Source organism: Pseudomonas sp. S35 (genome assembly GCF_009866765.1).
In the GTDB taxonomy this organism is placed as follows: Bacteria; Pseudomonadota; Gammaproteobacteria; order Pseudomonadales; family Pseudomonadaceae; genus Aquipseudomonas.
In genome coordinates this window covers 1,681,074-1,704,184 of the sequence record NZ_CP019431.1, presented here as the reverse complement: position 1 = coordinate 1,704,184, position 23,111 = coordinate 1,681,074, and the positions used below count along the sequence as shown (strand labels likewise).

At 60.3% G+C, this 23,111-nt stretch carries 25 protein-coding genes, 1 tRNA gene and 2 pseudogenes; 17 read left to right on the top strand and 11 right to left on the bottom strand.

All coding sequences use genetic code 11. The features are described from left to right. Positions 1-76: 76 nt before the first annotated feature. From PspS35_RS07655 to PspS35_RS07635, 5 genes are all read left to right on the top strand, one after another. Positions 77-1,369 (top strand): OprD family porin, encoded by a 1,293-nt coding sequence (locus PspS35_RS07655; RefSeq protein ID WP_159933411.1) that lies wholly within the window; start codon positions 77-79, stop codon positions 1,367-1,369. Positions 1,370-1,413: 44 nt separating this feature from the next. Beyond that, positions 1,414-2,397 (top strand): tripartite tricarboxylate transporter substrate binding protein, encoded by a 984-nt coding sequence (locus tag PspS35_RS07650; protein ID WP_159933410.1) that lies wholly within the window; start codon positions 1,414-1,416, stop codon positions 2,395-2,397. 147 nt (positions 2,398-2,544) lie between these two features. After that, complete coding sequence (locus PspS35_RS07645; protein ID WP_159933409.1) at positions 2,545-3,003, top strand: tripartite tricarboxylate transporter TctB family protein; 459 nt, start codon at positions 2,545-2,547, stop codon at positions 3,001-3,003. Position 3,004: 1 nt separating this feature from the next. Then, positions 3,005-4,519, top strand: a complete 1,515-nt coding sequence (locus tag PspS35_RS07640; protein WP_159933408.1) for a tripartite tricarboxylate transporter permease — start codon at positions 3,005-3,007, stop codon at positions 4,517-4,519. Continuing rightward, entirely contained in the window at positions 4,512-5,549 is a 1,038-nt protein-coding gene (locus PspS35_RS07635; RefSeq protein ID WP_159938000.1) for an AbrB family transcriptional regulator, read from the top strand. The genes PspS35_RS07640 and PspS35_RS07635 overlap by 8 nt, the downstream gene beginning before the upstream one ends. 3 nt (positions 5,550-5,552) lie before the next feature. Here the strand turns inward: PspS35_RS07635 and ung are convergent, their stop codons facing one another. Continuing rightward, positions 5,553-6,245 (bottom strand): uracil-DNA glycosylase, encoded by a 693-nt coding sequence (ung, locus tag PspS35_RS07630; RefSeq protein WP_159933407.1) that lies wholly within the window; start codon positions 6,243-6,245, stop codon positions 5,553-5,555. A gap of 136 nt (positions 6,246-6,381) precedes the next feature. Here ung and PspS35_RS07625 point away from each other — a divergent pair, with 136 nt between their 5' ends. Continuing rightward, on the top strand, positions 6,382-7,494 hold the full coding sequence (locus PspS35_RS07625; protein WP_159933406.1) for an enoyl-CoA hydratase/isomerase family protein: 1,113 nt from the start codon (positions 6,382-6,384) through the stop codon (positions 7,492-7,494). Positions 7,495-7,548: 54 nt separating this feature from the next. Here the strand turns inward: PspS35_RS07625 and PspS35_RS07620 are convergent, their stop codons facing one another. Further along, positions 7,549-7,914, bottom strand: coding sequence for a hypothetical protein (locus PspS35_RS07620; RefSeq protein WP_159933405.1), 366 nt, complete (start codon positions 7,912-7,914; stop codon positions 7,549-7,551). 309 nt (positions 7,915-8,223) lie between these two features. On the opposite strand from PspS35_RS07620, the gene PspS35_RS07615 reads away from it, so the two are divergent. From PspS35_RS07615 to PspS35_RS07590, 6 genes and pseudogenes are all read left to right on the top strand, one after another. Further along, positions 8,224-9,846: a methyl-accepting chemotaxis protein gene (locus PspS35_RS07615; protein WP_159933404.1), complete on the top strand. Its 1,623-nt coding sequence runs from the start codon at positions 8,224-8,226 to the stop codon at positions 9,844-9,846. A 67-nt stretch (positions 9,847-9,913) separates the two neighbouring features. Then, a complete protein-coding gene (locus tag PspS35_RS07610; RefSeq protein ID WP_159933403.1) occupies positions 9,914-10,126 on the top strand; it encodes a cysteine-rich CWC family protein in 213 nt (70 codons plus the stop codon). Continuing rightward, positions 10,116-10,808, top strand: coding sequence for a pseudouridine synthase (locus PspS35_RS07605; RefSeq protein ID WP_159937999.1), 693 nt, complete (start codon positions 10,116-10,118; stop codon positions 10,806-10,808). The genes PspS35_RS07610 and PspS35_RS07605 overlap by 11 nt, the downstream gene beginning before the upstream one ends. A gap of 305 nt (positions 10,809-11,113) precedes the next feature. Then, positions 11,114-11,998 (top strand): alpha/beta hydrolase, encoded by an 885-nt coding sequence (locus PspS35_RS07600; protein WP_159933402.1) that lies wholly within the window; start codon positions 11,114-11,116, stop codon positions 11,996-11,998. Between the two features lie 192 nt (positions 11,999-12,190). Next, a tRNA-Gly gene (locus tag PspS35_RS07595) sits at positions 12,191-12,264 on the top strand. A gap of 316 nt (positions 12,265-12,580) precedes the next feature. Continuing rightward, a pseudogene (locus PspS35_RS07590) lies at positions 12,581-13,384 on the top strand (integrase arm-type DNA-binding domain-containing protein); the annotation flags it as partial. Here the strand turns inward: PspS35_RS07590 and PspS35_RS30500 are convergent. Then, positions 13,337-13,588 carry a phage holin family protein gene (locus PspS35_RS30500; RefSeq protein WP_159933400.1) on the bottom strand — a complete coding sequence of 84 codons (252 nt, stop codon included), beginning with the start codon at positions 13,586-13,588 and terminating at the stop codon, positions 13,337-13,339. The pseudogene PspS35_RS07590 and the gene PspS35_RS30500 overlap by 48 nt on opposite strands. Positions 13,589-13,779: 191 nt before the next feature. Between PspS35_RS30500 and PspS35_RS07580 the strand changes: the two genes are divergently transcribed. After that, positions 13,780-14,562, top strand: a complete 783-nt coding sequence (locus PspS35_RS07580; protein WP_159933399.1) for a hypothetical protein — start codon at positions 13,780-13,782, stop codon at positions 14,560-14,562. Between the two features lie 51 nt (positions 14,563-14,613). Here PspS35_RS07580 and PspS35_RS07575 read toward each other — a convergent pair whose 3' ends face one another. The 3 genes from PspS35_RS07575 to PspS35_RS07565 form a co-directional block, all read right to left on the bottom strand. Continuing rightward, positions 14,614-14,928, bottom strand: coding sequence for a transcriptional regulator (locus tag PspS35_RS07575; protein WP_159933398.1), 315 nt, complete (start codon positions 14,926-14,928; stop codon positions 14,614-14,616). Then, a complete protein-coding gene (locus PspS35_RS07570; protein ID WP_159933397.1) occupies positions 14,925-15,269 on the bottom strand; it encodes a toxin in 345 nt (114 codons plus the stop codon). The genes PspS35_RS07575 and PspS35_RS07570 overlap by 4 nt, the downstream gene beginning before the upstream one ends. A 359-nt stretch (positions 15,270-15,628) precedes the next feature. Continuing rightward, positions 15,629-16,786: an MFS transporter gene (locus tag PspS35_RS07565; protein WP_159933396.1), complete on the bottom strand. Its 1,158-nt coding sequence runs from the start codon at positions 16,784-16,786 to the stop codon at positions 15,629-15,631. Between the two features lie 128 nt (positions 16,787-16,914). Between PspS35_RS07565 and PspS35_RS07560 the strand changes: the two are divergent. From PspS35_RS07560 to PspS35_RS07550, 3 genes and pseudogenes are all read left to right on the top strand, one after another. Then, positions 16,915-17,412, top strand: a pseudogene (locus PspS35_RS07560) (LysR family substrate-binding domain-containing protein); the annotation flags it as partial. A gap of 88 nt (positions 17,413-17,500) precedes the next feature. Beyond that, positions 17,501-17,833 carry a hypothetical protein gene (locus PspS35_RS07555; RefSeq protein WP_159933394.1) on the top strand — a complete coding sequence of 111 codons (333 nt, stop codon included), beginning with the start codon at positions 17,501-17,503 and terminating at the stop codon, positions 17,831-17,833. Between the two features lie 100 nt (positions 17,834-17,933). Then, positions 17,934-18,434 (top strand): methylated-DNA--[protein]-cysteine S-methyltransferase, encoded by a 501-nt coding sequence (locus PspS35_RS07550; RefSeq protein WP_159933393.1) that lies wholly within the window; start codon positions 17,934-17,936, stop codon positions 18,432-18,434. Between the two features lie 63 nt (positions 18,435-18,497). Here PspS35_RS07550 and PspS35_RS07545 read toward each other — a convergent pair whose 3' ends face one another. From PspS35_RS07545 to PspS35_RS07535, 3 genes are all read right to left on the bottom strand, one after another. Further along, positions 18,498-19,025, bottom strand: a complete 528-nt coding sequence (locus tag PspS35_RS07545) for a DUF4142 domain-containing protein (RefSeq protein ID WP_159933392.1) — start codon at positions 19,023-19,025, stop codon at positions 18,498-18,500. Between the two features lie 119 nt (positions 19,026-19,144). Then, positions 19,145-19,786: a LysE family translocator gene (locus tag PspS35_RS07540; protein ID WP_159933391.1), complete on the bottom strand. Its 642-nt coding sequence runs from the start codon at positions 19,784-19,786 to the stop codon at positions 19,145-19,147. A 107-nt stretch (positions 19,787-19,893) separates the two neighbouring features. Then, a complete protein-coding gene (locus PspS35_RS07535; protein ID WP_159933390.1) occupies positions 19,894-20,808 on the bottom strand; it encodes a LysR family transcriptional regulator in 915 nt (304 codons plus the stop codon). A 68-nt stretch (positions 20,809-20,876) separates the two neighbouring features. Between PspS35_RS07535 and PspS35_RS07530 the strand changes: the two genes are divergently transcribed. Then, the gene (locus PspS35_RS07530) at positions 20,877-21,365 is read left to right on the top strand and encodes a DMT family transporter (RefSeq protein ID WP_159933389.1); all 489 of its coding nucleotides are present in this window, start codon (positions 20,877-20,879) and stop codon (positions 21,363-21,365) included. Here the strand turns inward: PspS35_RS07530 and PspS35_RS07525 are convergent, their stop codons facing one another. Then, complete coding sequence (locus tag PspS35_RS07525; RefSeq protein ID WP_159937998.1) at positions 21,366-22,319, bottom strand: hydroxymethylglutaryl-CoA lyase; 954 nt, start codon at positions 22,317-22,319, stop codon at positions 21,366-21,368. Positions 22,320-22,355: 36 nt separating this feature from the next. After that, positions 22,356-23,030: an NAD(P)H-binding protein gene (locus tag PspS35_RS07520; protein WP_159933388.1), complete on the bottom strand. Its 675-nt coding sequence runs from the start codon at positions 23,028-23,030 to the stop codon at positions 22,356-22,358. Between the last annotated feature and the right edge of the window lie 81 nt (positions 23,031-23,111).

The window sequence follows — 23,111 nt, the reverse complement described above, 5'->3', positions numbered from 1 at the left end:
CTACCTGAACCGTAGCGTCCGAAAAACGCCTCGATGCGTTTTCGCCAAAATAAGAACAATAACGGAGTGCACCACAATGCTGTCGACCCAGCCCCAGGCTTGCCCGCCTGTTCGTTTTTCCCGCCTGACCCAGACCGCCCTTGCCAGTGCCGCTGCCCTTGCCGGCTTTACGCCGCTCAGCCAGGCTGCCTTCTTCGAAGACAGTAGCGCGACCCTGGAAACCCGCAACATGTACTTCAACCGCGATTTTCGCGACGGCACCAGCGCGCAGCAGTCCAAGCGCGACGAATGGGCCCAGGGCTTCATGCTCAACCTGCAATCAGGCTACACCGACGGCACCGTCGGTTTTGGCGTGGATGCGCTAGGCATGCTCGGGGTCAAGCTCGACTCCAGCCCCGACCGCACCGGCACCGGCCTGCTGCCCACCCATGACGACGGTCGCGCCGCCGATGCGTACTCCAAGCTGGGCCTGACCGGCAAAGTGAAAATCTCCGCCACCGAGCTGAAGATCGGCTCGCTGATGCCGGAACTGCCGATCCTCAAGCCCAACGACGGGCGCATCCTGCCGCAGACCTTCAACGGCGGCCTGCTGACCTCCAAGGAGTTCAAGAACCTGACGTTCACCGGCGGCCGCCTGGACAAGGCCAAGGACCGCGACGACAGCAACTACGAGGACATTGCCCTCAACAACAAAAACAGCCGCTTCCTCAGCGGCGCCACCGGCAAGCACTTCAACTTCGGTGGCGTGGACTACAAGTTCGCCGACAAGATCACCGGCAGCTACCACTTCGCCCAACTCGACGACGTGTACCGCCAGCACTTCATCGGCCTGGTGGCTGCACGCCCGATGGGCCCCGGCACTTTCGCCACCGACCTGCGCCTGGCCCTCAGTGATGACACCGGCGCAGCCCGCGGCGGCAAGATCGACAACACCTCCCTCAACGGTCTGTTCAGCTATGCCCTCAATGGCCACAAGCTCAGTGCCGGCTACCAGCACATGTCCGGCGACAGCGCCTTCCCGTATGTGGATGGCAGTGACCCGTACCTCGTCAACTTCGTTCAGATCAATGACTTTGCCGGCGCCGACGAGCGTTCCTGGCAGGCGCGCTACGACTACGACTTCGCCAAGCTGGGCATTCCTGGCCTGAGTTTCATGAGCCGTTACCTGTCGGGTGACAACATCAAGCTCAAGAACGGCGAGACCGGTAAAGAGTGGGAGCGCAACACCGAGATCAAGTACGTGGTGCAAACCGGCGCGCTCAAGGACGTCGCCGTGCGCCTGCGTAACGCCACGTACCGCTCCAACTATTCAGCCCGTGATGCGGATGAAATGCGCGTGCTGGTCAGCTACAGCATTGCCCTTTGGTAAGTGTGCTCTGGTAAACCACTCATAACAAAAAGACGGAGAAAACCATGACCCCTTCACTGCGTAAATTTGCCCTCGCCGCCGGCTGCATGCTGTTCGCCGGCCAACTGCTGGCCGCCGACGAACCCAAGCGCCCGGAGTGCATCGCCCCGGCCTCCCCCGGCGGTGGTTTTGACCTGACCTGCAAACTGGCGCAAAGCGCGCTGGTCAACCAGAAGTTGCTGAGCAAGCCGATGCGTGTGACCTATATGCCTGGCGGCGTGGGCGCGGTGGCCTACAACGCGGTGGTCGCCCAGCGCCCTGCGGACGCCGGCACCCTGGTGGCCTGGTCCAGCGGTTCGCTGTTGAACCTGGCCCAGGGCAAGTTCGGCCGTTTCGATGAAACCAACGTGCGTTGGCTGGCGGCGGTGGGCACCAGCTACGGTGCCATCGCAGTGAAAAGCGATTCGCCCTACAAAACCCTCGACGATCTGGTCCAGGCGCTGAAGAAAGATCCGAGCAAGGTCGTGATTGGTTCCGGCGGTACCGTCGGCAGCCAGGACTGGATGCAAACCGCGCTGATCGCCAAGGCGGCCGGGATCAACCCGCGTGACTTGCGTTATGTAGCGCTCGAAGGCGGCGGCGAAATCGCCACGGCCCTGCTGGGTGGTCACATCCAAGTGGGCAGTACCGACATCTCCGACTCCATGCCACACATCCAGAGCGGCGACATGCGCCTGCTGGCGGTGTTCGCCGACAAGCGCCTGGACGAGCCGGAAATGAAGGATATCCCGACCGCCAAAGAACAAGGCTACGACATCGTCTGGCCGGTGGTACGCGGCTTCTACCTTGGGCCAAAAGTCAGCGATGCCGACTACGCCTGGTGGAAAGACGCCTTCGACAAACTGCTGGCCTCCGACGAGTTCGCCAAGCTGCGTGACCAGCGCGAGCTGTTCCCGTTCGCCATGACCGGCCCGGAGCTGGACACCTACGTGAAGAAACAGGTGGCTGACTACAAAGTGCTGGCCAAAGAGTTCGGCCTGATCCAGTAAACGCCCCTCTTTTGTGTAATGCCCCTGTAGGAGCGAGCGTGCTCGCAAAGAACGTCAATGATAACGCGTGCTGTCTGGAGGCACGTGGATGTCCTTGAGTTCTTCGCGAGCAAGCTCGCGCCTACCAAAGGGGCCTTGGAGTTCCCTATGCTCTTACAACGCATTTTCGCGGCCGTGCTGTTACTGGTCTGTGTCGGCCTGGCGCTGATGGCCTGGCCGTATCAGGCGGCCTTTTCCTACGAGCCAGTAGGACCAAGGGCCTTCCCATTGCTGCTGCTCGGGCTGATGGGCCTGGCACTTGTCTACATGCTGATTCGTCCGCAACCGACCAAACACACCGACGATGAACCGGCGCTGGACCGACCGACGCTGGTCAAGATCGGCGTCTGCGTGGCCTTGTTGCTGGTGTTTGCCGGCACTTTCGAATCACTGGGTTTCATCCTCAGCAGCATGCTGATCGGTATTCCGATGGCACGGCTGTATGGCGGCCGCTGGTTGCCCGGTGCGGTGATCATCACATTGATGAGCGTCGGTCTTTATCTGCTGTTCGATAAAACCATGGACGTACCGCTGCCCCTCGGTCTGCTCGACGTTCTGGAGAACTGATATGGATACTTTTGGCTATTTGGGCCAGGGCTTCGGCATCGCGCTGAGCCCCTACAACCTGGTGACCGCGCTGTGCGGCACCTTGATCGGTACGGTGGTTGGCCTGTTGCCGGGCCTGGGCCCGATCAACGGCGTAGCGTTGTTGATCCCCATCGCGTTTGCCCTGGGCCTGCCGCCGGAGTCGGCGCTGATCCTGCTGGCGGCCGTGTACCTGGGCTGTGAATACGGCGGCCGCATCAGCTCGATCCTGCTGAACATTCCGGGCGAAGCCTCCACTGTGATGACCACCCTCGACGGCTACCCGATGGCCCGCAAAGGCATGGCTGGCGTGGCGCTGTCGTTGTCGGCCTGGAGCTCGTTCATCGGTGCGTTTATCGCCACCTGCGGGATGGTGCTGTTCGCCCCGCTGCTGGCCAAATGGGCGATTGCTTTCGGCCCGGCGGAATATTTCGTACTCATGGTGTTTGCGATTGTCTGCCTGGGCGGCATGGCCGGTGACAAACCCCTGAAGACGTTTGTCTCGGCGCTGATCGGCCTGTTCCTCGCGTGCGTCGGCATCGATGCCAACAGTGGCGTGTACCGCTTTACCGGCGACAACATCCACCTGACCGACGGCATCCAGTTCGTGGTGCTGGTACTGGGCCTGTTCTCGATCAGTGAGATTCTACTGCTCCTGGAAAAAACCCATCGCGGCCAGGAAGCGGTAAAAGCCACCGGACGCATGATGTTCAACGCCAAGGAAGCCTTGTCGGTGTTGACCGTGAACCTGCGTTGCGGCGTGTCGGGCTTCATCATCGGCGTCTTGCCAGGTGCGGGCGCGACCATGGCTTCGGCCGTTGCCTACATGACCGAGAAACGTATCGCCGGGGCCAGCGGCAAGTTCGGCCAAGGTGACATGCGCGGCCTGGCGGCTCCGGAAACCGCGATCGGCGCGTCGGTCTGCGGCGCGATGGTGCCGATGCTGACCCTTGGCGTACCCGGTTCGGGCACCACGGCGGTGATGATCGGCGCGCTGTCGCTGTACAACATCACGCCGGGTCCGCTGCTGTTCCAACAGCAACCGGACATCGTCTGGGGCCTGATCGCGTCGTTGTTCATCGCCAACATCATGCTGGTGATCCTGAACATCCCGATGATCCGCATCTTCACGCGCATCCTCGCCGTGCCGAACTGGGCGCTGGTGCCGGTAATCGCCATCATCACTGCGATCGGCGTCTACGCGGTACATGCCACCACCTTCGATCTGTTCCTGATGATCGCTATCGGCATCTTCGGCTACATCCTGCGCAAGCTGGACTTCCCACTGTCGCCGCTGCTGCTGGGCTTTATCCTCGGCGGCCTGATGGAGCAGAACCTGCGTCGTGCGCTGTCGATTTCCAACGGTGCGCTGGAAATCCTCTGGTCGAGCCCGATCACCTTTGGTGTCTGGGTATTGACCGCCATCATGCTGCTCGTACCGTTGCTGCGTATCTGGCGCAAACGTGCGCAACAGCGTCGTGCCGTGGCCGATGTCTGAGGTCACCTTCAGACAATGGTGGGGAACACCGCTGGTCGGACTGGCCGGCGGTTACCTGGCCAGCCTCGTCGGCTGGCCGTTGCCGTACATGGTCGGCTCGTTGCTGGCGATCATCCTGGTGCGTTGCCTCACGCCGTGGCAGTTGGCCGAGATTCCCGGCGGGCGCAAATGCGGCCAATGGGTGGTAGGTATCGGCATTGGCCTGCACTTCACGCCGGTGGTGATCGAGCAGGTGATGAGCCACTTCGGCCTGATCTTTTTCGGCGCGCTGGTCACCAGCCTGTCGAGCGTGGTCGGCGTGTGGCTGATGCGCCGCAGCGGTGAAGACCGCGCCACGGCGTTTTTCTCCAGCATGCCGGGTGGTTCCGGCGAGATGGTCAACCTCGGCGCACGCAATGGTGCGGTGCTCAGCCGCGTCGCGGCGGGCCAGAGTTTGCGGGTGCTGGTGGTGGTGTTGTGTGTGCCGGCGATCTTCAAGTATTTACTGGACGGCAGCGCACCGCAGTTTCATCCGGCGCCGGTGAACTGGGCCTGGCTGGCGCTGCTGTTTCCGGTCGGTGCGCTGGTGGCCTGGGGCTGGCAGCGCTTGCGTCAGCCGAACCCGTGGTTGTTCGGGCCGTTGTTGGTCAGCGCTACCGCCAGCGTGATGTGGGACTTGCACATCGGTTTGCCCGACGGCGGCAGCCAGATCGGCCAGTGGCTGATCGGCAGCGGCCTGGGCTGCCACTTCAACCGTCAGTTCTTCCGGCGCGCGCCGTCGTTCATGGCGCGCACCTTGATCGGCACGGCGTTGACCATGGCGCTGGCGACGCTGGCGGCGGTGGGCTTGAGTGCCCTCACCCACCTGGACCTGCGTTCGTTGACCCTGGGCATGATGCCCGGCGGCATTGCCGAGATGAGCCTCACGGCCGAAACCCTGCAACTGTCGGTGCCGCTGGTGACAGCGATGCAGGTGATGCGGTTGTTGTTTGTGTTGTTTTTGGCAGAGCCGTTGTTCAGGCATTGGAACCGCCAGCCCGAGCAAGCCTGAACCTCAGAGTGGCGGCAACCGCCACTCAATCGGCGTCTCGCCATTCTGCTCAAGAAACTTGTTGGTACGGCTGAAATGCCCGCAGCCCAGAAACCCACGATACGCCGACAGCGGCGACGGATGCACCGACGTCAGTACCAAGTGCTTGGTGGCATCGACCAGTTTCTGCTTGCCCTGGGCATGGGCGCCCCACAGTAAAAACACCAAATGCGGCTGATGCTCGCTGACCACTTCGATAATCCGATCGGTCAAGAACTGCCAGCCCTTGCCCGCGTGGGCGTTGGCATTGGCGCGCTCCACGGTCATGGTGGTGTTGAGCATCAACACGCCCTGGTCGGCCCAGCTTTGTAGGCAGCCATGGTTGGGGATGTCGATGTTCAGGTCGCGCTTGAGTTCTTTATAGATATTGACCAAGGACGGGGGCGTCGGCACGCCCGGTTGCACCGAGAAGCACAACCCGTGGGCCTGGCCGGGGCCGTGGTAAGGGTCCTGGCCGAGTATCACCACCTTGACCTTGTCCAAAGGCGTGGAGTTGAGCGCGTTGAAAATCAGCGGGCCGGGCGGGTAGATCTCTTTGCCAGCGGCATGCTCCAGGCGCAGGAATTCGCGCAACTGGGCCATGTAGGGTTTGTCGAACTCATCGCGCAAGGCGTGTTTCCAGCTGGGTTCGAGTTTGATACGGTCGCCTTCGGTCATACTTGAATTGTCTTGTAAAAAAGAATGTGGCGAACCCTAGGAAAGCCGGCGTTGCTTGTCAATTGATCTGACACACCATCGGCACTTTCCCACGAAGCGATCATACTGATCCTTCACCCTCCCGAATGAGGTCACAATGAACCTGCACTTCGAAGAGCTCACCGGCAGCGACGGTGCCCGCGTCGGCATCGCCAGCCTTGATGCTGAAAAATCCCTGAACGCCCTGTCCCTGCCGATGATCCTGGCCTTGAGCGATCGCCTGGATGCCTGGGCCAAAGACCCGAACATCGTTTGTGTGCTGCTGCGCGGTAACGGGCCCAAGGCCTTTTGCGCCGGTGGCGAGGTGCGCAGCCTGGCCATGGAATGCCGTGAACAACCCGGTGAAGTGCCCGCCCTGGCCGCGCAGTTTTTCGCGGCGGAGTACCGTCTCGACTATCGCCTGCACACCTATCCCAAACCGCTGATCTGCTGGGGCCACGGCTATGTACTGGGTGGCGGCATGGGGCTGCTGCAAAGCGCCGCCATCCGCATCGTCACACCGAGCAGCCGCCTGGCCATGCCCGAAATCAGCATCGGCCTGTACCCGGATGTGGGCGCCAGCTGGTTTCTGTCACGCTTGCCGGGCAAGCTCGGTCTATTCCTGGGTCTCACCGGCGCACACATCAACGGCCGTGACGCCCTGGACCTGGGCCTGGCCGACCGCTTCCTGCGTGACGATCAGCAGGACGAACTGCTCGACGGCCTGCTGCAACTCAATTGGCAGGAACAGACCGCGATACAACTCAACAGCCTGCTCAAGGCCCTGGCCCAGGAAGCTGTCAACCAGCAGCCCGACGCCCAATGGCTGCCGCGCCGAAGGCAAATCGACGAATGGCTGGATGTGGGCGATGTGCACTGTGCCTGGCGAGCATTGAGCCCACTGCGCGACCATGCCGACCCGCTGTTCAGCCGCGCCGGCCAGACGCTGAGCGAAGGCTGCCCGTTGACCGCGCACCTGGTGTGGGAGCAGATCCAGCGCGCTCGGCATTTGTCCCTGGCCCAGGTGTTCCAGATGGAATACACCCTGAGCCTCAATTGCTGCCGTCACCCGGAGTTCAGCGAAGGGGTGCGTGCGCGGTTGATCGATAAAGACCAGAAACCCCATTGGCATTGGCCGGATATCAATACTGTCCCGGACGCCGTGGTGCAGGCGCACTTTCACAAAGCGTGGGAAGGTCGCCATCCGTTGGCGGATTTGTCCGATTACTGATTGTTTTCACCCACAAAAAACGGCGCTTGCTGCGCCGTTTGCATTCAACACCGATCAACGGTGACCGCCACGGCCTCGGCCATGGTCACCATCGCGCCCGTGCCTGCCATTCCCCCCGTGATCACCCCACCCCTGGTTCGGATAAGGCCGGTAGCCCGCCCTTGGCCCCGACGGGTAATAGCGAGGTGCCGGCTGGTAATAACGCGGCGCCGAGTAGTAACGCGGTGCGGGTGCGTAGTAGCGCGGCGACGGGTAGTAGTCACGGCGGTATTGATACGCCGAGCCGCCCCCGTAGTAATACGCCGGCGCCGGTGAGGTGTAGACCTCTGATCGATAGTAGCTCTGGCCTCCATCGTAGTAGGGCACACAAGCGCAAAGGGTCAGACCGAGTAAAGCGCTGAGCAGCAGTCGTCGATACATGGCGGCCTCCTGGACCGCGAAAGAGCACCTCCAGCGACGCGGGAGGGCGGCATTCAGCTTTCACTGAATGACAAAGTATCTGACATCAAAAACCGAATCTGGTGCGTTTTGGTAACAGCTTGATACATCTGCAGCCGCAAACTTGCGTCAGCCACGCAATATTGCCCATTGGTCGGGGCTTTCAGGGTAGGTGGAACATTTTTGGTTGTATTGAAACTTTAAATAATTGGATAGCGTCACTATGACATCGCACAATAGCAGGGAGGCTCTAGCGCGAGCTCTCTATCCCTATCATCTCGGATTTCGGCCATGAAGATTTCAACCAAACTGTTGCTCTCCTTTCTACTGTGCGCAGTCGTCACCTTGGGCGTGGGTGTACTGGGTATCAAAGGTGTGGCTCGCCTCGCCACCGCACTCGAAATGACGTTCTCCAACAATCTGGTGTCCGTCAGCACCACGTCGGCCACCCTCAACGGCCTGGTCGCCCACAACCGTGGCTTGTACCGGTTGATGGATGCCAGCCAGGGCGACGTGTCCCAGCAAGACCGCGATCGCGTCCGCCAGGACATCGCCAAAGAACTCGCGAACAGCCAGGCCGCCTACAAAACCTACCGCGCCACGCCGTTGGAAGACGACGAGCGGGCAGCTGGCGACAAGCTCGACCAGCTCTGGCCCACCTACATCAACAACTCCGAACGCATCATGTCGATGCTTGAAAACAACCAGCTCGACCAGGCCCGAGCACAGCTCAACACCACCAACAATGAGATCTTTCGCCAGGCACGCGACTTGATCCGCGTGATCGTCGACTCCAACAACCGCCAGATCAAAGAAGGCTCCATCGCCGCTGATGACCTGCGCAACAGCGCGCTGACCTGGATGATCAGCGGCATCGTGCTGGCCTTTATCATCGCCATCACCATTGGCGTACTGATCACCCGCCTGATCACGCGTCCCATCGCCCAGGCCGTGGAGAGCGCTCAACGCATTGCCAAAGGTGACCTGACCCAGGCCATCGTCACCGAGCGTACCGACGAAACCGGGCAACTGCTGATGGCGCTGGCCGATATGCAGGGCGGCCTGAAAAGCACCCTGATGGAAATCGCCAACGCCTCTGACCAATTAGCGTCGGCCGCCGAAGAACTCAGCGCAGTCACCGAAGAAAGCAGCCGTGGCCTCACCCGCCAGAATGACGAAATCCAACAGGCCGCTACCGCCGTCAATCAGATGACCGCAGCGGTGGACGAAGTGGCGAGCAATGCCGTGTCCACCTCGGAAGCCTCGCGCCAGGCCACCACCGAAGCCGAAGAGGGCCGTGAGCAAGTGGCCCAGGCCGTGTCTGGCATGGGCTCGATGGTGGTCGAGATCAACGACTCCACCCAATCGGTCGCCGACCTCGCCGGCCAGGTCCGGGAAATCGGCAAGGTGATCGATGTGATCCGCGGCATCGCCGACCAGACCAACCTGCTGGCCCTCAATGCGGCGATCGAAGCCGCCCGTGCGGGTGAGCAAGGTCGCGGTTTCGCGGTGGTTGCCGATGAAGTGCGCGCCTTGGCCCATCGCACCCAGACCTCCACGGTCGACATCGAAAAAATGATCGGTGCCGTGCAGGTCGGCGCCGATGACGCCGTGGCCGCGATGAACAAGAGCCTGACGTGGGCCAACAACACCCAGACCCTGGCACAGAACGCCGGTGAGGCATTGGATCGCATCACCTCCAGCGTGGCGAAGATCAACGAGCGCAACCTGGTGATCGCCTCCGCCTCCGAGGAACAGGCGCAAGTGGCCCGTGAAGTGGACCGCAACCTGCTCAACATCCAGGACCTGTCGACCCAGACCGCCGCCGGTGCCAACCAGACCAACGCCTCCAGCCAAGACCTGTCGCGCCTGGCCACCTCGTTCAATGCGCTGGTCAGCAAGTTCCAGCTGTAAGTAGCCTGCCGTGGGTTGGCGCTGTATCGTGCAAGGCCAAGCGAACCTTGCCCGATCAGCCCACCCCATGACCACGCCAACCCTATGCCCCGCCTGCGGTGCCCGCAACGACTGCGCCCTGGCCGACCCACGCACAGCCGACCAGGCCTGCTGGTGCTTCAGCGTCACCATCGATACTGCGGTGCTCGAAGCGTTGCCGGATGAGCTGCGCAACACAGCCTGCCTATGCCCGCGCTGCGCCCAAGTCGATGAACAACTGCGCAGCCGCGATGCGGGTTGATCGTTTCCTCAGCAACCTGCCGCAGTTCAATCGCAAGCAAGTGCGCCTGCTATTGGTAGAGCGAAGGGTCATCGTCGATGGCGTGGCGGTCAGTGACCCCCACCATGAAGTGCGCGAATTCAGCCGCGTGTGCGTTGACGACAACGTGCTGCAAGCGGGCAAACCGGCGCGTTATTTCATGCTGCACAAGCCCCAGGGTTGTGTGAGTGCCACCTTGGACCCGCAACACCCCACGGTACTGGACCTGCTGCATGAGCCGGACAACGCCGACTTGCATATCGCCGGCCGCCTGGATTTCAACACCACCGGGCTGCTGTTGATCACCAATGACGGCCAGTGGTCACGCCGCCTGACGCAACCGACGACCAAGTTACCCAAGGTCTATCTCGTTGAAACTGAACAGGCCATCGGCGCCGAGTACGCGACGACGTTTGCGGCCGGTGTGTATTTTGCGTTTGAGGGCCTCACCACCCAGCCTGCCGAGTTGGCATTGCTGGGACCAACGACAGCGCGCTTGAGCATCATCGAAGGCCGCTACCACCAGGTGAAGCGCATGTTCGGGTACTTCAACAACAAAGTGATTGGCTTGCATCGCGAGCGCATGGGGCCGTTGGTGTTGGATGCCGCGCTGGCGCCGGGCGAATATCGAGCGTTGACCGCCGAGGAAATCCACCAGGTCTGATGACCGTTCAGCCGGTGATGGCAAAAACCCATTTCCAAGCCTTGCGACATCCCGAGTCTGTGCTTGAATCAAGCTCACCAGTTTAAATATGACTGGCGAGTCGCCTATAACCTCCAAGAAACACCTTGCCCCCGCCCGTGCGTTATCCAACGGGCTTTCCAGGCAAACAGCCCGCCATAACAACACCTGTCGGCCAGCCGTCATCGGACCGACATGGGCCTCCCTTTTCAGGCGTATGCCTACCTGTCACAAAGCTCGTGCAGAGTTATCTGCGCGCCCTACCCGCTTGCCAGGAGTCTTACGACATGAGGCCAGAAATCGCTGTGTTGGATATACAGGGTCAGTATCGGGTTTACACGGAGTTCTATCGCGCGGACGCTGCTGCCAAGACCATCATCATGGTCAACGGCTCCATGGCCACTACCGCCTCATTTGCCCAGACCGTGAAAAGCCTGCACCCGCAGTTCAATGTGGTTTTGTACGACCAGCCCTACGCTGGCCGCTCAAAAATCCATAACCGCCATGAGCAGATGCTGACGAAGGAAGTCGAAGGCCAGATCCTCCTGGAACTCATCGACCACTTTGCCGCCGAACACGTGCTGTCGTTTTCCTGGGGCGGCGCCGCCACCCTGGTCGCCCTCGCCCACCGCCCACGCCGCGTGGAGAAGGCTGTGATCAGCTCGTTCTCGCCGGTGATCAACGCGCCCATGCGCGACTACCTCGAACGCGGCGTCGACTACCTCGGCAACCTCGACCGCGACCGCGTCGGCCATTTGGTCAACAGCACCATCGGCAAACACCTGCCGTCGCTGTTCAAGCGCTTCAACTACAAGCATGTGAGCAGCCTGGCCGAGCACGAATATGGGCAGATGCACTTTCACATCAGCCAAGTGCTCCACAGCGACCGGTTGTGCTACCTCAAGGCGGCCAAAGCGATCGACATTCCAGTGCTGTTCCTGAACGGCGAATGGGACGAATACACCAGCGCCCAGGATGCCCGGCAGTTTGGCAACCACGTGGCCAACAGCAGCTTCAGCACCATCCAGGCCACGGGGCATTTTCTGGATATGGAGCACAAGGCCGCATGCCGAGACAGCCGCGAAGCGGTGGTGGGGTTTCTGAAGCCAGAGCGGCAGGTCAGCCGATTGCGTTATCACCAAGGCCAGACACAGCATGCGTTTGCAATTTGAAATCAGGCCCGCTGCAGAAACGAGCTTGCTCGCGAAGAACGTTAACAATGACGCGTTTATTTCTGGATGAGCGCGGCAACCTGAGGTTCTTCGCGAGCAAGCCCGTTCTTGCAAAGGTGCTGCAACTCGCACATTTTCCAAAGAAAAACTTCAAATCGTGGCGAACATCTGGTACAAAGTCAGCCGCTCTGAGCGGGTATAGTTTAGTGGCAAAACGAAAGCTTCCCAAGCTTTAGTTGAGGGTTCGATTCCCTCTACCCGCTCCACTTCTGCTTCTCCCTCGTTTTTCCGCATCATCCCCCACGTTTCCACATCAGCGACCAGCCCAGTCAATACAAGGCTTTCAGCGATTCCGCACGTTCCCTCGCACTCCGCCGTTTGTCTTCTCAGTCTGGAATTTTTTGTATAGCGGTTTGTATAGTGGCGTTAGATCGAACCACGCGATACAAACGCCATGAAACGTACTGATATCAAGCGCCTACCCTTGGCCGATACGGTGTTGGCTGCATTGGAGCCTGAGGCGAAGGACTATTACTAAAACTACGGGGCTGACCGCTTCTACTTCCTTGTGACCAGTGCTGGGTGCTGCGGTACAAAAAGCCCAACGGGAAATGGACCTGGCATGGGTTGGGCACCTATCCTGACGTCAGCGCCAAGTACGCCCGAGAAAAAGCGCGTGCTGCGTTGAAGCTTAATGCTGATGGCGTTGACCCCATTACGCGCAAAGCTGCCCTGAAAGCGGCACAGGCCGTCGCTGAGGCCAATACGTTCAAAGTGGCGGCTGATTTGTGGCTCGAAAAGAAAATCAAAGATGATCGCGCTGAGAAAACCCTCGAGGGGATTAACGGCGCCCTGAAGAACGACATCCTCCCTGCCCTTGGGCATAAACCTCTCGATCACATCACCCGTGGCGATTGCGCCAACCTGCAGGCACGCATCGAGAAACGTGGGGCGCATAACACTTCGGAAAAGGTGCGGGTGTGGGTGAACCAGATATTTGCGCTGGCCATCGCTAAGGGCATGACTGAAAACAATCCTGCCAGCAACCTGCTTGCCATTGCTGAGAAGGCGCCGCCGGAGAATCAGTATCCGCATTTGCTAGGAGAAGAGCTGCCGGACTTTCTCAAGGCGCTACGTGCGTCAGACAGCGGCGCCATTGTGAAAACGGCGGCTTGGCTGACTGTGTGGACCGCGTCGCGGCCAGGGATGGTGCGGTGGGCGGAATGGGTGGAGTTCGATTTGGATAACGGGTTGTGGAGCGTTCCTGGGGCGAAGATGAAGATGAAGCGGGATCATCTGGTGCCCTTGCCTACGCAGGCCGTTGAACTGATCAGGGAGCTACAAAAGCTGACCGGTTGTTCGCGGTATCTGTTTCCGTCCAGTGGGGAAAAGGTGCCGGTTATCTCTGATGGATCGATCAACAAGTGCTTTGCGTTGATTGGCTATAAGGGGCGCCTTGCGCGTCCCACCACGATAGACAATACGCAAGGCTGAAATTGAAATAGAAAGCACTGCTGCGTATATCACCTGAGAGTGTTGCGAGAGCCAAGCAAAGATAGCCACCCAAACACTAGGGTCTTTGGTAGACATTGGTAACCTCACTGGACGTCCGGTATGAAAAGCGAAGATAAATCGCTACCTGATGAAAAGTACGCTGTAAAAAAGCTCTACCCCGCAACCTGCAAAACAGGTGGTCCTCAGCTCTCGAATCAATCACACCGGATCCTCATGCTGGCCGAGCTGAACGGGCCACAGATGTCATCCCTCTTCGCGGCGAACAATTGCGCACCTACAACAATGAAACCTACGACGCTGTAGATATGCACCGTGACGGGCTACTGGCGTGGGACTTCGTCGAAATAACGCCGGAAATGCTCATCCCCATCTCTTCCGACGATTTTAAAGAAAATGAACGGGCGCTGAAAAATCTTGGCCCCATCATGGGACGCAAATCTCAGGAACTCATACCTGTAATCATCAGGCTGATGAGAGATCTGGAGCCCTTCGGGTCCTGGTCGTCAAATGGCAGTGATAAAACCATGTTCAAGTGCGGCAGTACCCACCTGCATCTGGGTCGTCCAGCATTACCGTTGAAACTTTTCGATAAAAATCCCGCATTACGCCAATTGGTTTTAATCCCTCACCTCAGCGCAAGAGGCCCTAATGGGGCGTGGATTATCCGTCGAGGACCAGAGCACATCGGCTCAAAGTTGTTCGCAGATAAATATGCCTTCTACGCTCGAGATGATGGCGCACCGTTCACCTTCGAGAGTTCTACAAGCCCTGAAAGCTGGTCTTCAGTCGGCACGATGGCGCTTTTTGCAACAGAAGAGGCTGCTCGCTCCTTCGCACAAGGCTGGGATGACGAAGAGGAAACTGCGTCGACCGATGTCGGGCGAGCTGAAGACGCAGAGCTTTTTGCGCTTTTCGGTTTGGTGGATGTTGTTGAAACAGAGGAACATCAGCTAGCAGTCACATTCAGAGGGGCCAGAAGCTTGGATCAACCTGTTTCGAGCCTTGAGACGCTTGCGTTAGCGTTGCCCTCAACACCTGGGCACGGATAGATAAGACAAATGCGTAAGCCCGGCGCCAGGCCGGGCTAAGAACCGATCAGCTCAAACCGCGTTCAGCCGCTCAACCATATCCGGGAAGCGCTCAACCAGCTTGATCAACAGCGCCGCCTGAGCGTTGGGCTTGGACTTAGACTGTTCCCAGTTTTTCAGCGTGTCAGGACTGGTCCTGATCTGCCGGGCGAATACGGGCTGTGACATGTGCAGTTTTTCACGGATGGCAATGATCTCAGCAGCCGTCACCTCTGGGGGCGCAAGGGCCTCCACTTCGTACTGGCGAAGCGTAATCTTCCCTTGCCGGTGTTCAGCCATCTCGCCAACACCCTGCATCAGTTCTGTAAACAGATCGCGCTTTTTCATTTTCCACCTCGTTTTTTCAGCTCTGCATCAATCGCAGCTTTCAGTGCTTTCTCCTGATCAGCTGTCAGGTTCCCCATTTCATCCTTGTCGTAGATCGCAAACATCCAAAACTGACCGTAATTCATCAGCCAGTAGTAAATGACACGCAGCCCACCACGCTTTCCCTTGCCTCGGCGAACGTCCTGCCAGCGGAGCTTTCTGAAGCCTCCGGTACGTGGCATCACATCGCCAGCCTCAGGATTCGCCTGCATTTCGGTCTGAAGCTGGCGATACTCATCGTCAGTCAGGTAGTCACCAACCGTGGCGGTGAAGCTTGTGGTTTCGAAGAAGACCGTTTTCATAGATAAAAGTATAGGCAAGTTGCTTACACTTAAAATAACTCATCCTCGGGCCGTCGTCATCCCAGACGCGCGACGTCATGACAGACGGCCGGGGTCAGCCGACCCGAAAATTCTTGTATAGCGGCTTGTATAGCGAACCGAAAAAAAGCCCTGAAACCCGCGCACCACGTGGCCCATTCGACCCCCTTCACCCGCTCCACTCAAATCTTGCCCTTGCGTCAGTGTGATACTGACGCAAGAGACACAAAAAACCGGTCCCCAGTGGCCGGTTTTTTGTGCGCGGCAGTTGAGCCCAGGCCTAACCGGCCGAACACTTGCTGCACAGCGACGACCCCGCCAGCGCCGCGGGTAAAACTCAATCACGCCGAGACAACGTTGCCGGACGCCCGCCACCCTGTCCGCGCAATCATCAAGGCCAACAGCTGGAACCCGATGATCAGCGCCACACACCCCGCCCATCCCCAGCGCTCCCAGATCAACGCCGGGACGATTGCACCGCAACTGCCGCCCAGGTAATAGCACGTGAGGTAGACACCAACGGCTCCCGCCTTGTTGTCGCGGGCCGTCGCGGTGGTGAAGGCATTGGCTGCAGCCTGGGCGAGGAACACGCCAGTGGAACTGAGCGCCAGGCCTGTCACGATGCTCCACAGGGACGGCACCAGCGTCAGGGCTGAGCCGCTGATGCCAAGCACCGCAGCACCGGTCAACAGTTGGGCATGAGGACGCGCTTTGCTCAGGCGGCCGGCGATGGGGATCACGATCAGTGCCAGCAGGAACACCGTGTACAGCGTCCCCAAAGCCGCAGGCCCGAGGTTGAACGGCGGCAGGCCGAGGTACAGACCTACGTAGGTAAATGCCGCCACTTGGGAAAACAATACGCAAAAACCCACGGCATACGCCGCTAGCAACGGTTTGCAAAAAACACTCGAAAAAGACGTCCTGACCTGCACTGCCCGTGCACGGTTGGCAGGCAACAGAAACTGAATAAACCCGCCGACCATCAAGCTCAACACCGCGAGTAATTCAAACGCTTCACGCCATCCCACGTATTGAGTCATCACCCCCGTGACAAAGCGTCCGGCAAACCCACCCAACACGGTGCCCGCGACATACAGGCTCGTGACTTCGGTGACGGTGCCGCCGCTCCAGCGGTCGCCGATGTACGCCACGCTGGTGGCGAACACCACCGGAATCAGCATGCCCTCGATAAAGCGCCACACCAGCACGGCCGCAAAGCTGTCGGCATACGCGGTCATCAACGCCGGCACTGCCAGCAGCAGCGCGGCCACGGAGATCACCGTGCGCTGATCGAAACGCCCGGTCAGGCGGCTGACAAACGGCGCGGTGAGCGCCACTGCCAGGGTGGTCACGGTGATGCTCCAGCCCGCCGCCCTGTGGCTGATCTGAAACTGCGCGGCAAAGGTCTGCAGGATGCTCTGGGTCGCATACAAGTTGAGAAACGCCGCGCAGCCACACAGGAACAGGGCAAGGCGGGCACAATGCAGGCGCGGTTTCATGAAACCTCTCGTTTTATTTTGAAAGGTCTTTATAGAATGGCGCGCAGGCCCTACACCAATACCGAATTCCGACCGATCGATACCCAAGGATCAGCATGCTCGACCTACGCAAGCTGCGTTACTTTCTGACGGTCGCCGAAGAGGTGGCAGATGGGCGATTGGACGTCGGCTTGAGCCGGCTGTTGCCACAGAGCGCGCAAGTGCACACGTTGTCACTGGGTCAGGAGCGGCTGATGGCGGCAGTCTCCACCGACAGTCCCCTGGCGAGTCTGGCGCAGCTCAGCTTGATGCAGCTCAGCCCTCACCCGTTGATCCTGTTTCCTGCGGATTACGGCTCCGGCCTGAACCACTCCATCGAGCAACTCTACCGCCGTCATGGCGTACCTTTGCGTCCCGGGCCGACCGGGCGGCAGATCACGTCGATTATCGCGCTGGTGGCCGCCGGCCAAGGGGTAGCGCTGGTGCCGCAATGCACGCAAAGCCTGATGAACAAAGGGGTGACGTACAGGCCATTGATCGAAGCTGATGCGCACGCGCCGTTATTGGTGCTGACTCGAAAAGAGGAGTCGAACGCTGCCGTGCGCGCCTTTATGACGGTGATTGACGAAGTCGTACCCACGCCATGACACGACGTGAGGAATCAGCAAAATCTGATTACATTGACGACTGCGCCTCCCGACAATGTCGCGCCCTTGACCAACCGAGATGACTGCAATGCTTGAACCGGGACAACCCACACCAAAATCCATACTGCGCCAGGTACTGGGTTGGGTGCTGGTTCTGCCCCTGCTGGCCTCGTTCGTGAGGCTGCCATTTCCCTTGGGGCTGGTCCTTGCGCTGGGGGTGATGGCGGCCTCGGTCTACGGCGTATGGTTAGCCAGGTGCCAGGCCAGTCGACGCGTGACTCTGTTTGCGTTGAACGTCGCCCTGCTCAACGGCGTCTCAGTGGTCATGCTGGGGACGGCCTCCCTGCTCAAAGCGCTGTATTACGTTGCCCTCCTCTATGTGTATCCGCATTACGTCAATTGGGTGTACTGGAATCACTAGACTCCGAGGAATTTGATCGCAAGAAACGTAGTTTCCGCCCCGGCTGAAAAAACTACAGTAGCGACGTCACCTTTTGCACCCGCCTGTTGAGGAGCCACCCATGTTCTACGACTACAAGCTCATGCCCTCCCCCGTCGGCCAGCTCACGCTGGTGGCACGCGATGGCAAACTCAGCGCCGTTCTGTGGGAGTGCGAACGTGCCAACCGCGTGCGCCTGGGCGAGTTGCACGAAGCCAACGGCAGCCCGGTATTGCTGGAGGCCGAGCGCCAGTTGCAGGAATACTTTGCCGGCACGCGCAGCGCCTTCGCGTTGGAACTGGACTTCAATGGCACCGCGTTTCAAAAGCAAGTCTGGCAGGCGCTGTTGACCATTCCCTTCGGCGAAACCCGCAGCTACAGCCAGATCGCCCAGCAGATCGGCAACCCCAAGGCGGTGCGTGCCGTCGGCGCTGCCAATGGGCGCAATCCCCTCTCGATCATCGCCCCATGCCATCGGGTAATCGGGGCGTCGGGCAGCCTGACCGGGTTCGCCGGAGGTCTTGAGGCCAAGCAGTATCTGCTGGCACTGGAGGGCACCGGCCAGGCGGAGCTGGCATTCTGAGCCAGGCAAAAAAACGGCGATTGAGCCAGGCCCAACCGCCGTTCTGTGCTTGGGCCAACGGCCTCAACCGTCGCCTTGATGAGCCTTACCGTAAGTCGACGCCAGTGCACGGGCTTTCTGCAGACGCTCTTGCAGCTTAGGCAGCGTCTCATCCACCAGGGCTTTTATTTCGGGCACCTGCGATGCAGCACCTTCCTGCTTGAACAGCGCAATGGCGTCTTCGTTTTCCTTGACCTGTTGCGCGGTGTAGGCCGCGTCAAAGGAGTCGCCGTCCTTGAGTTCCGGCATCAGGGTTTCGGCTTTGTCGACGATCTTTTCGCGTGGAGCCACGGGCAGGTCGAGCTTCTTGGCGATGGCCGCCAAGTGCTGGTTGGCCAGGGTGCGCTCGTTGATCACCTCGATGGTGTAGTCCTTGATTTCCTGGGACGAGGTCTTGGCGTGGGCCATGCGACTGGTTTCGATATCCGCCATACCTTTGGCGCTAGCCTGCTCGATGAATTCAGCAGGCGACTGGGCGAAAGCATTGCTGGCGCCGAGGCCCAGCAGCATCGCGAAACTGGCGGTGCGTAACCGGATAGCCATGCGGCTCATGATGGGTTCCTCCAGGGCAAAAATAAGTGCGGGGGAACACACCCCGCCCTGAATTCGAATTTTCAGGGCGGCAAAGGTTTAGAAAAAACTTGCCCGTGCGACGAACGGTCGTCGTCGCCTCAGGTTGGTTTGTTGGCGAACAGCCCTGGCAATGCGTGCGCCAGGGCGTTGATGGCAAAGCCGATGAACATCACACCGCAGAGCTTGGTGATGAGAATTTCATGGCGCTGGTACACCGTGCGCACGCGCTGGGCGCCGACGACGCCGATCAGGATCGCGTAGGCCGTCAGACCGCCGACAAAGCTCAGGAAGATCAGCGACGGCAGCATCGACCAGGTCAGCAACTCGGCGCGGCTGGACAACACCGCCGTGAAGGTCGCGACCGCCACCGGATACGCCTTAGGGTTGGTCAGGCCGAACACAACCCCATGCCAGAACGGATGCCGCGCCGCGCCCTGAGGCGCATCACCGCTGCGACGTTGGGTGCGGATGGCGCGCCAGCCCAGCCAGAACAGGTACAGGCCGCTGAGCACACCCAACACATCAAACGCCGTACTGCCGACTTCCCGTGCGCCCACAATGGCAATCAACGCCGTGCTGCACCACACCACATCGCCCAGCAAGTGCCCACACAGGAACCCCGCCCCGGCACGGCGGCCACGGGCGGCGCCGATACCAAACACGGCCAATACGCCAGGGCCAGGCGTAATACCGTAGATAAAACCCGACGCGAGGACGGCGAGCAGCAGGGATAGGGTCATGGGTGCGACTCTGACAGGTGGTTGGCAAGTGGACGGATTCTGCATGTTCTTGCGCGGAAAAACGACCGTGCTGATTGTGGTGAACGCTGTCTGTCTACCCCACTTGCTTACGTCAAAACACCCTGCACCTGCCCCATCAACCACTGCAATCCCGAATCCCCTCCCCGCCGCGCATGCCACGCCAGCTCAACTGCAAACGAAGGAATATGAAAGGGCGGCGCTAAGGCCAATAAATGCGGATGATCGACAGTAAGCAGCCCCCGCGACGATACCGTCAGAATCAAGTCCGTGCCCTCAATCAACTGCGGCGCCACGCCCCAGTGCGGCAGGCTGATCGCGACATGCCGGCGCTGGCGAATCGCGGTCAGCGCGCGTTCGATTTCCGGCGTGCCGCTGCCGCGCATTTCCAGTAGCACATGGGGGCGCGAGAGGTAGGTGGGCAAGTCGAGCGTGCCGTCCTGCGGCAGGCTGTTGCGGTCCACCAGGCAGGTGTAATGCTCGTCAAACAAAGGCGTGGTGCGCAGTTCGGCAGGCATATCGGGGAACACGCCGGCAGCCAGGTCGAGGTCGCCATTGAGCACGCCGTCGACCATGCCTTCGCGGCTGGCCTGGATGATTTGCAGGTCGATGCCCGGTGCCTCACGACGTAATACACGGACCAACTTCGGTAGGAAAATCGCCGCGCTGTAGTCCGACATCGCCACACGAAACCGGCGTTTGGCCGATGCCGGATCAAAGCGATTCGGTGCCAGCAGCGCCTGCACCTGGGCCAGGGCTTCGGCCAGCGGTGCCGCCAATTCCAACGCGCGGGCGGTGGGCACCAGCGTGCCACCCTGGCGCACCAGCAACGGGTCGCCCAGTAGATCACGCAAGCGCGCCAGCGCATGGCTGACCGCCGGCTGGCTCAGGTGCAGGCGCTCGGCGGCGCGGGTAACGTGTTGCTCGCTGAGCAAGGCGTCGAGGATCACCAAGAGGTTGAGGTCGATACGGCGCAGATCATTCATCAGCTGCATGCCCAGCATAAGAACTTGGAATTTAAATTTGCTCGACGAATAACCTAGAGTCCAGCAAAACCTCTGGGAGATTCAAAATGACAACGTTGCACTGGGTGGGTTTGTTGGCGCTGGCGGTGATCGCCGGGGCGGTGGTGCCGTTTCAGAGCGCGATCAATGCCAACCTCGGGCGCGGGCTCGGCCATCCGTTGTGGGCCACCCTGGCGTCGCTGCTGGTGAGCATTCTCGTGTTGCTGCCGGTGATCATCGCCCTGCGCCTGCCGTTGCCGAGCCTGGGGTTTATCACCCAGGCTCCGCTATGGATGTGGGCCGGCGGTGCGTTTGGCGTGTGCTTTATTTCGTTGGCGTTGATACTGCTGCCCAAGCTGGGTGCGTCCGGCTTCATAGCCCTGGCGTTGGCCGGGCAGATGCTCGCCTCGCTGCTGCTCGACCACTTCGGGCTGTTCGGCCTGGTGCAGCGCCAACTGACAACGCCCCGTGTGTTCGGGGCGCTGTTGCTGATGGCCGGGGTGGCGCTGATTCAGTTCGGCAACACGCCCGCACGCGCACTGGCAACGACGGGCTGATCAGCCCTTGGCCTCGATTTGAGCGACGTAATCGGGTGCACGATGCAGATCACAATTGCGCCCGGCCTTGGCGACCTGGCCGGGCAGTTCATGGCCAAGCAGGGCCGGCAAGCGCCGAGACATCTGCAACAGATGCGGCAGGTCGATACCGGTGTGAATACCCACCTCTTCGCACAGGTTGACCAGGTCTTCGGTGCAGATATTGCCCGAGGCCCCCGGCGCAAACGGGCAGCCGCCGAGGCCACCGAGCGCCGCATCAAAACGCCGGGCACCCGCCTCGTAGGCAGCCAGCACATTGCACAACCCCAAGCCACGGGTGTTGTGAAAATGCAGGGTCAGATCGCTGGCGGGAATGCATTCCAGCACGCGCCTGACCAGACGCTGCACCTGGCGCGGATTGGCCATGCCAGTGGTGTCGGCCAGGGTGATGCCCTGGATGCCCAACTCGCGATAGGCCTGCACAATGTGCAGCACACGATCCTCATCGATCTTGCCTTCGAACGGGCAACCGAAGGTGGTGGCGATACTGCCGTTGAGACGCACCGGATGGTCGGCGGCATAGCGGATGATGTCGGCAAAGGCGGCCAGTGACGCCTCGCAGCGCATGCGCATGTTCGCCAGGTTGTGGGTCTGGCTGGCGGACATCACCAGGTTCAGTTCATCGGCGCGGGACTCGATGGCGCGCTGGGCGCCCTTGAGGTTGGGGATCAACGCCACGTAGATCACACCGGGCTTGCGTTGGATGCCCTGGAACACTTGCTCGCCATCGCGCAGGGCGGGAATGGCTTTAGGCGAGACAAATGAACCGGCCTCGATCCGCGAAAAGCCGGCGAGGGACAGTTGGTCGATCAACGCAATCTTGTCAGCCGTCTCGACCCAGGTCGGTTCGATTTGCAGACCATCGCGCGGCGACACTTCCTGCACGATCAGCGGGTCGGAATAATCCTCGATCACAGCATCACTCCCAAGGTTGTCGACGTCGTTGTGCATTCAATAGCGCTCAGCCGCCAGACGATTGATCTCGCCCTGCTCCACCACCGGTTGCGGCGCGCCAAGGCGCACCGCCTGCAGCATCGCCCGGCCAACGGTCTCGGTACTCACCACCCAGCCCGGCTTGACCCGGCGTACCAGCGACAGCACCGGGCCCAGCACGCAATAGAAGGACTGGTACAACGGCGTCTTCGAGCGCACACCGTGCAACGGCTGGATAAGCCCAGGCCGGAACAGGAACACCGCCTTGAAGGGCAGGCGCAGCAAGGCGTTCTCGGTCTTGCCTTTGACCCGCGCCCACATCGAATTGCCGGCCTCGGAACTGTCCGTTCCGGCGCCGGACACATAGATAAACGTCATCTGCGGATTCAGCCGCGCCAAGGTGCTGGCCGCCACCAGGGTCAGGTCATAGGTGAGGTGGGTGTAGCGGGTTTCATTCATGCCCGCCGACGACACGCCGAGGCAGAAGAAACACGCATCAAAGCCTTGCAGCAGGTTTTCCAGGGGTTGGAAATCCAGCATGTCGCTGTGCAGCACCTGGTGCAGCTTGCCGTGTTCCTGGGTCAACGCCGTGCGGCCGACGGCGACCACTTCCTGCACGTCGGCAGCCAACAGGCACTCACGCAGTACACCCTGGCCGACCATGCCGGTGGCGCCGAATAACAGAACTCTCATAAGGGGACCTCAGCGGCGCGCCGCAAGCTCAAGTTAAACGCATTCGACTTGTAGCTTAACGCTTGCGGCTTGCCACTGCCC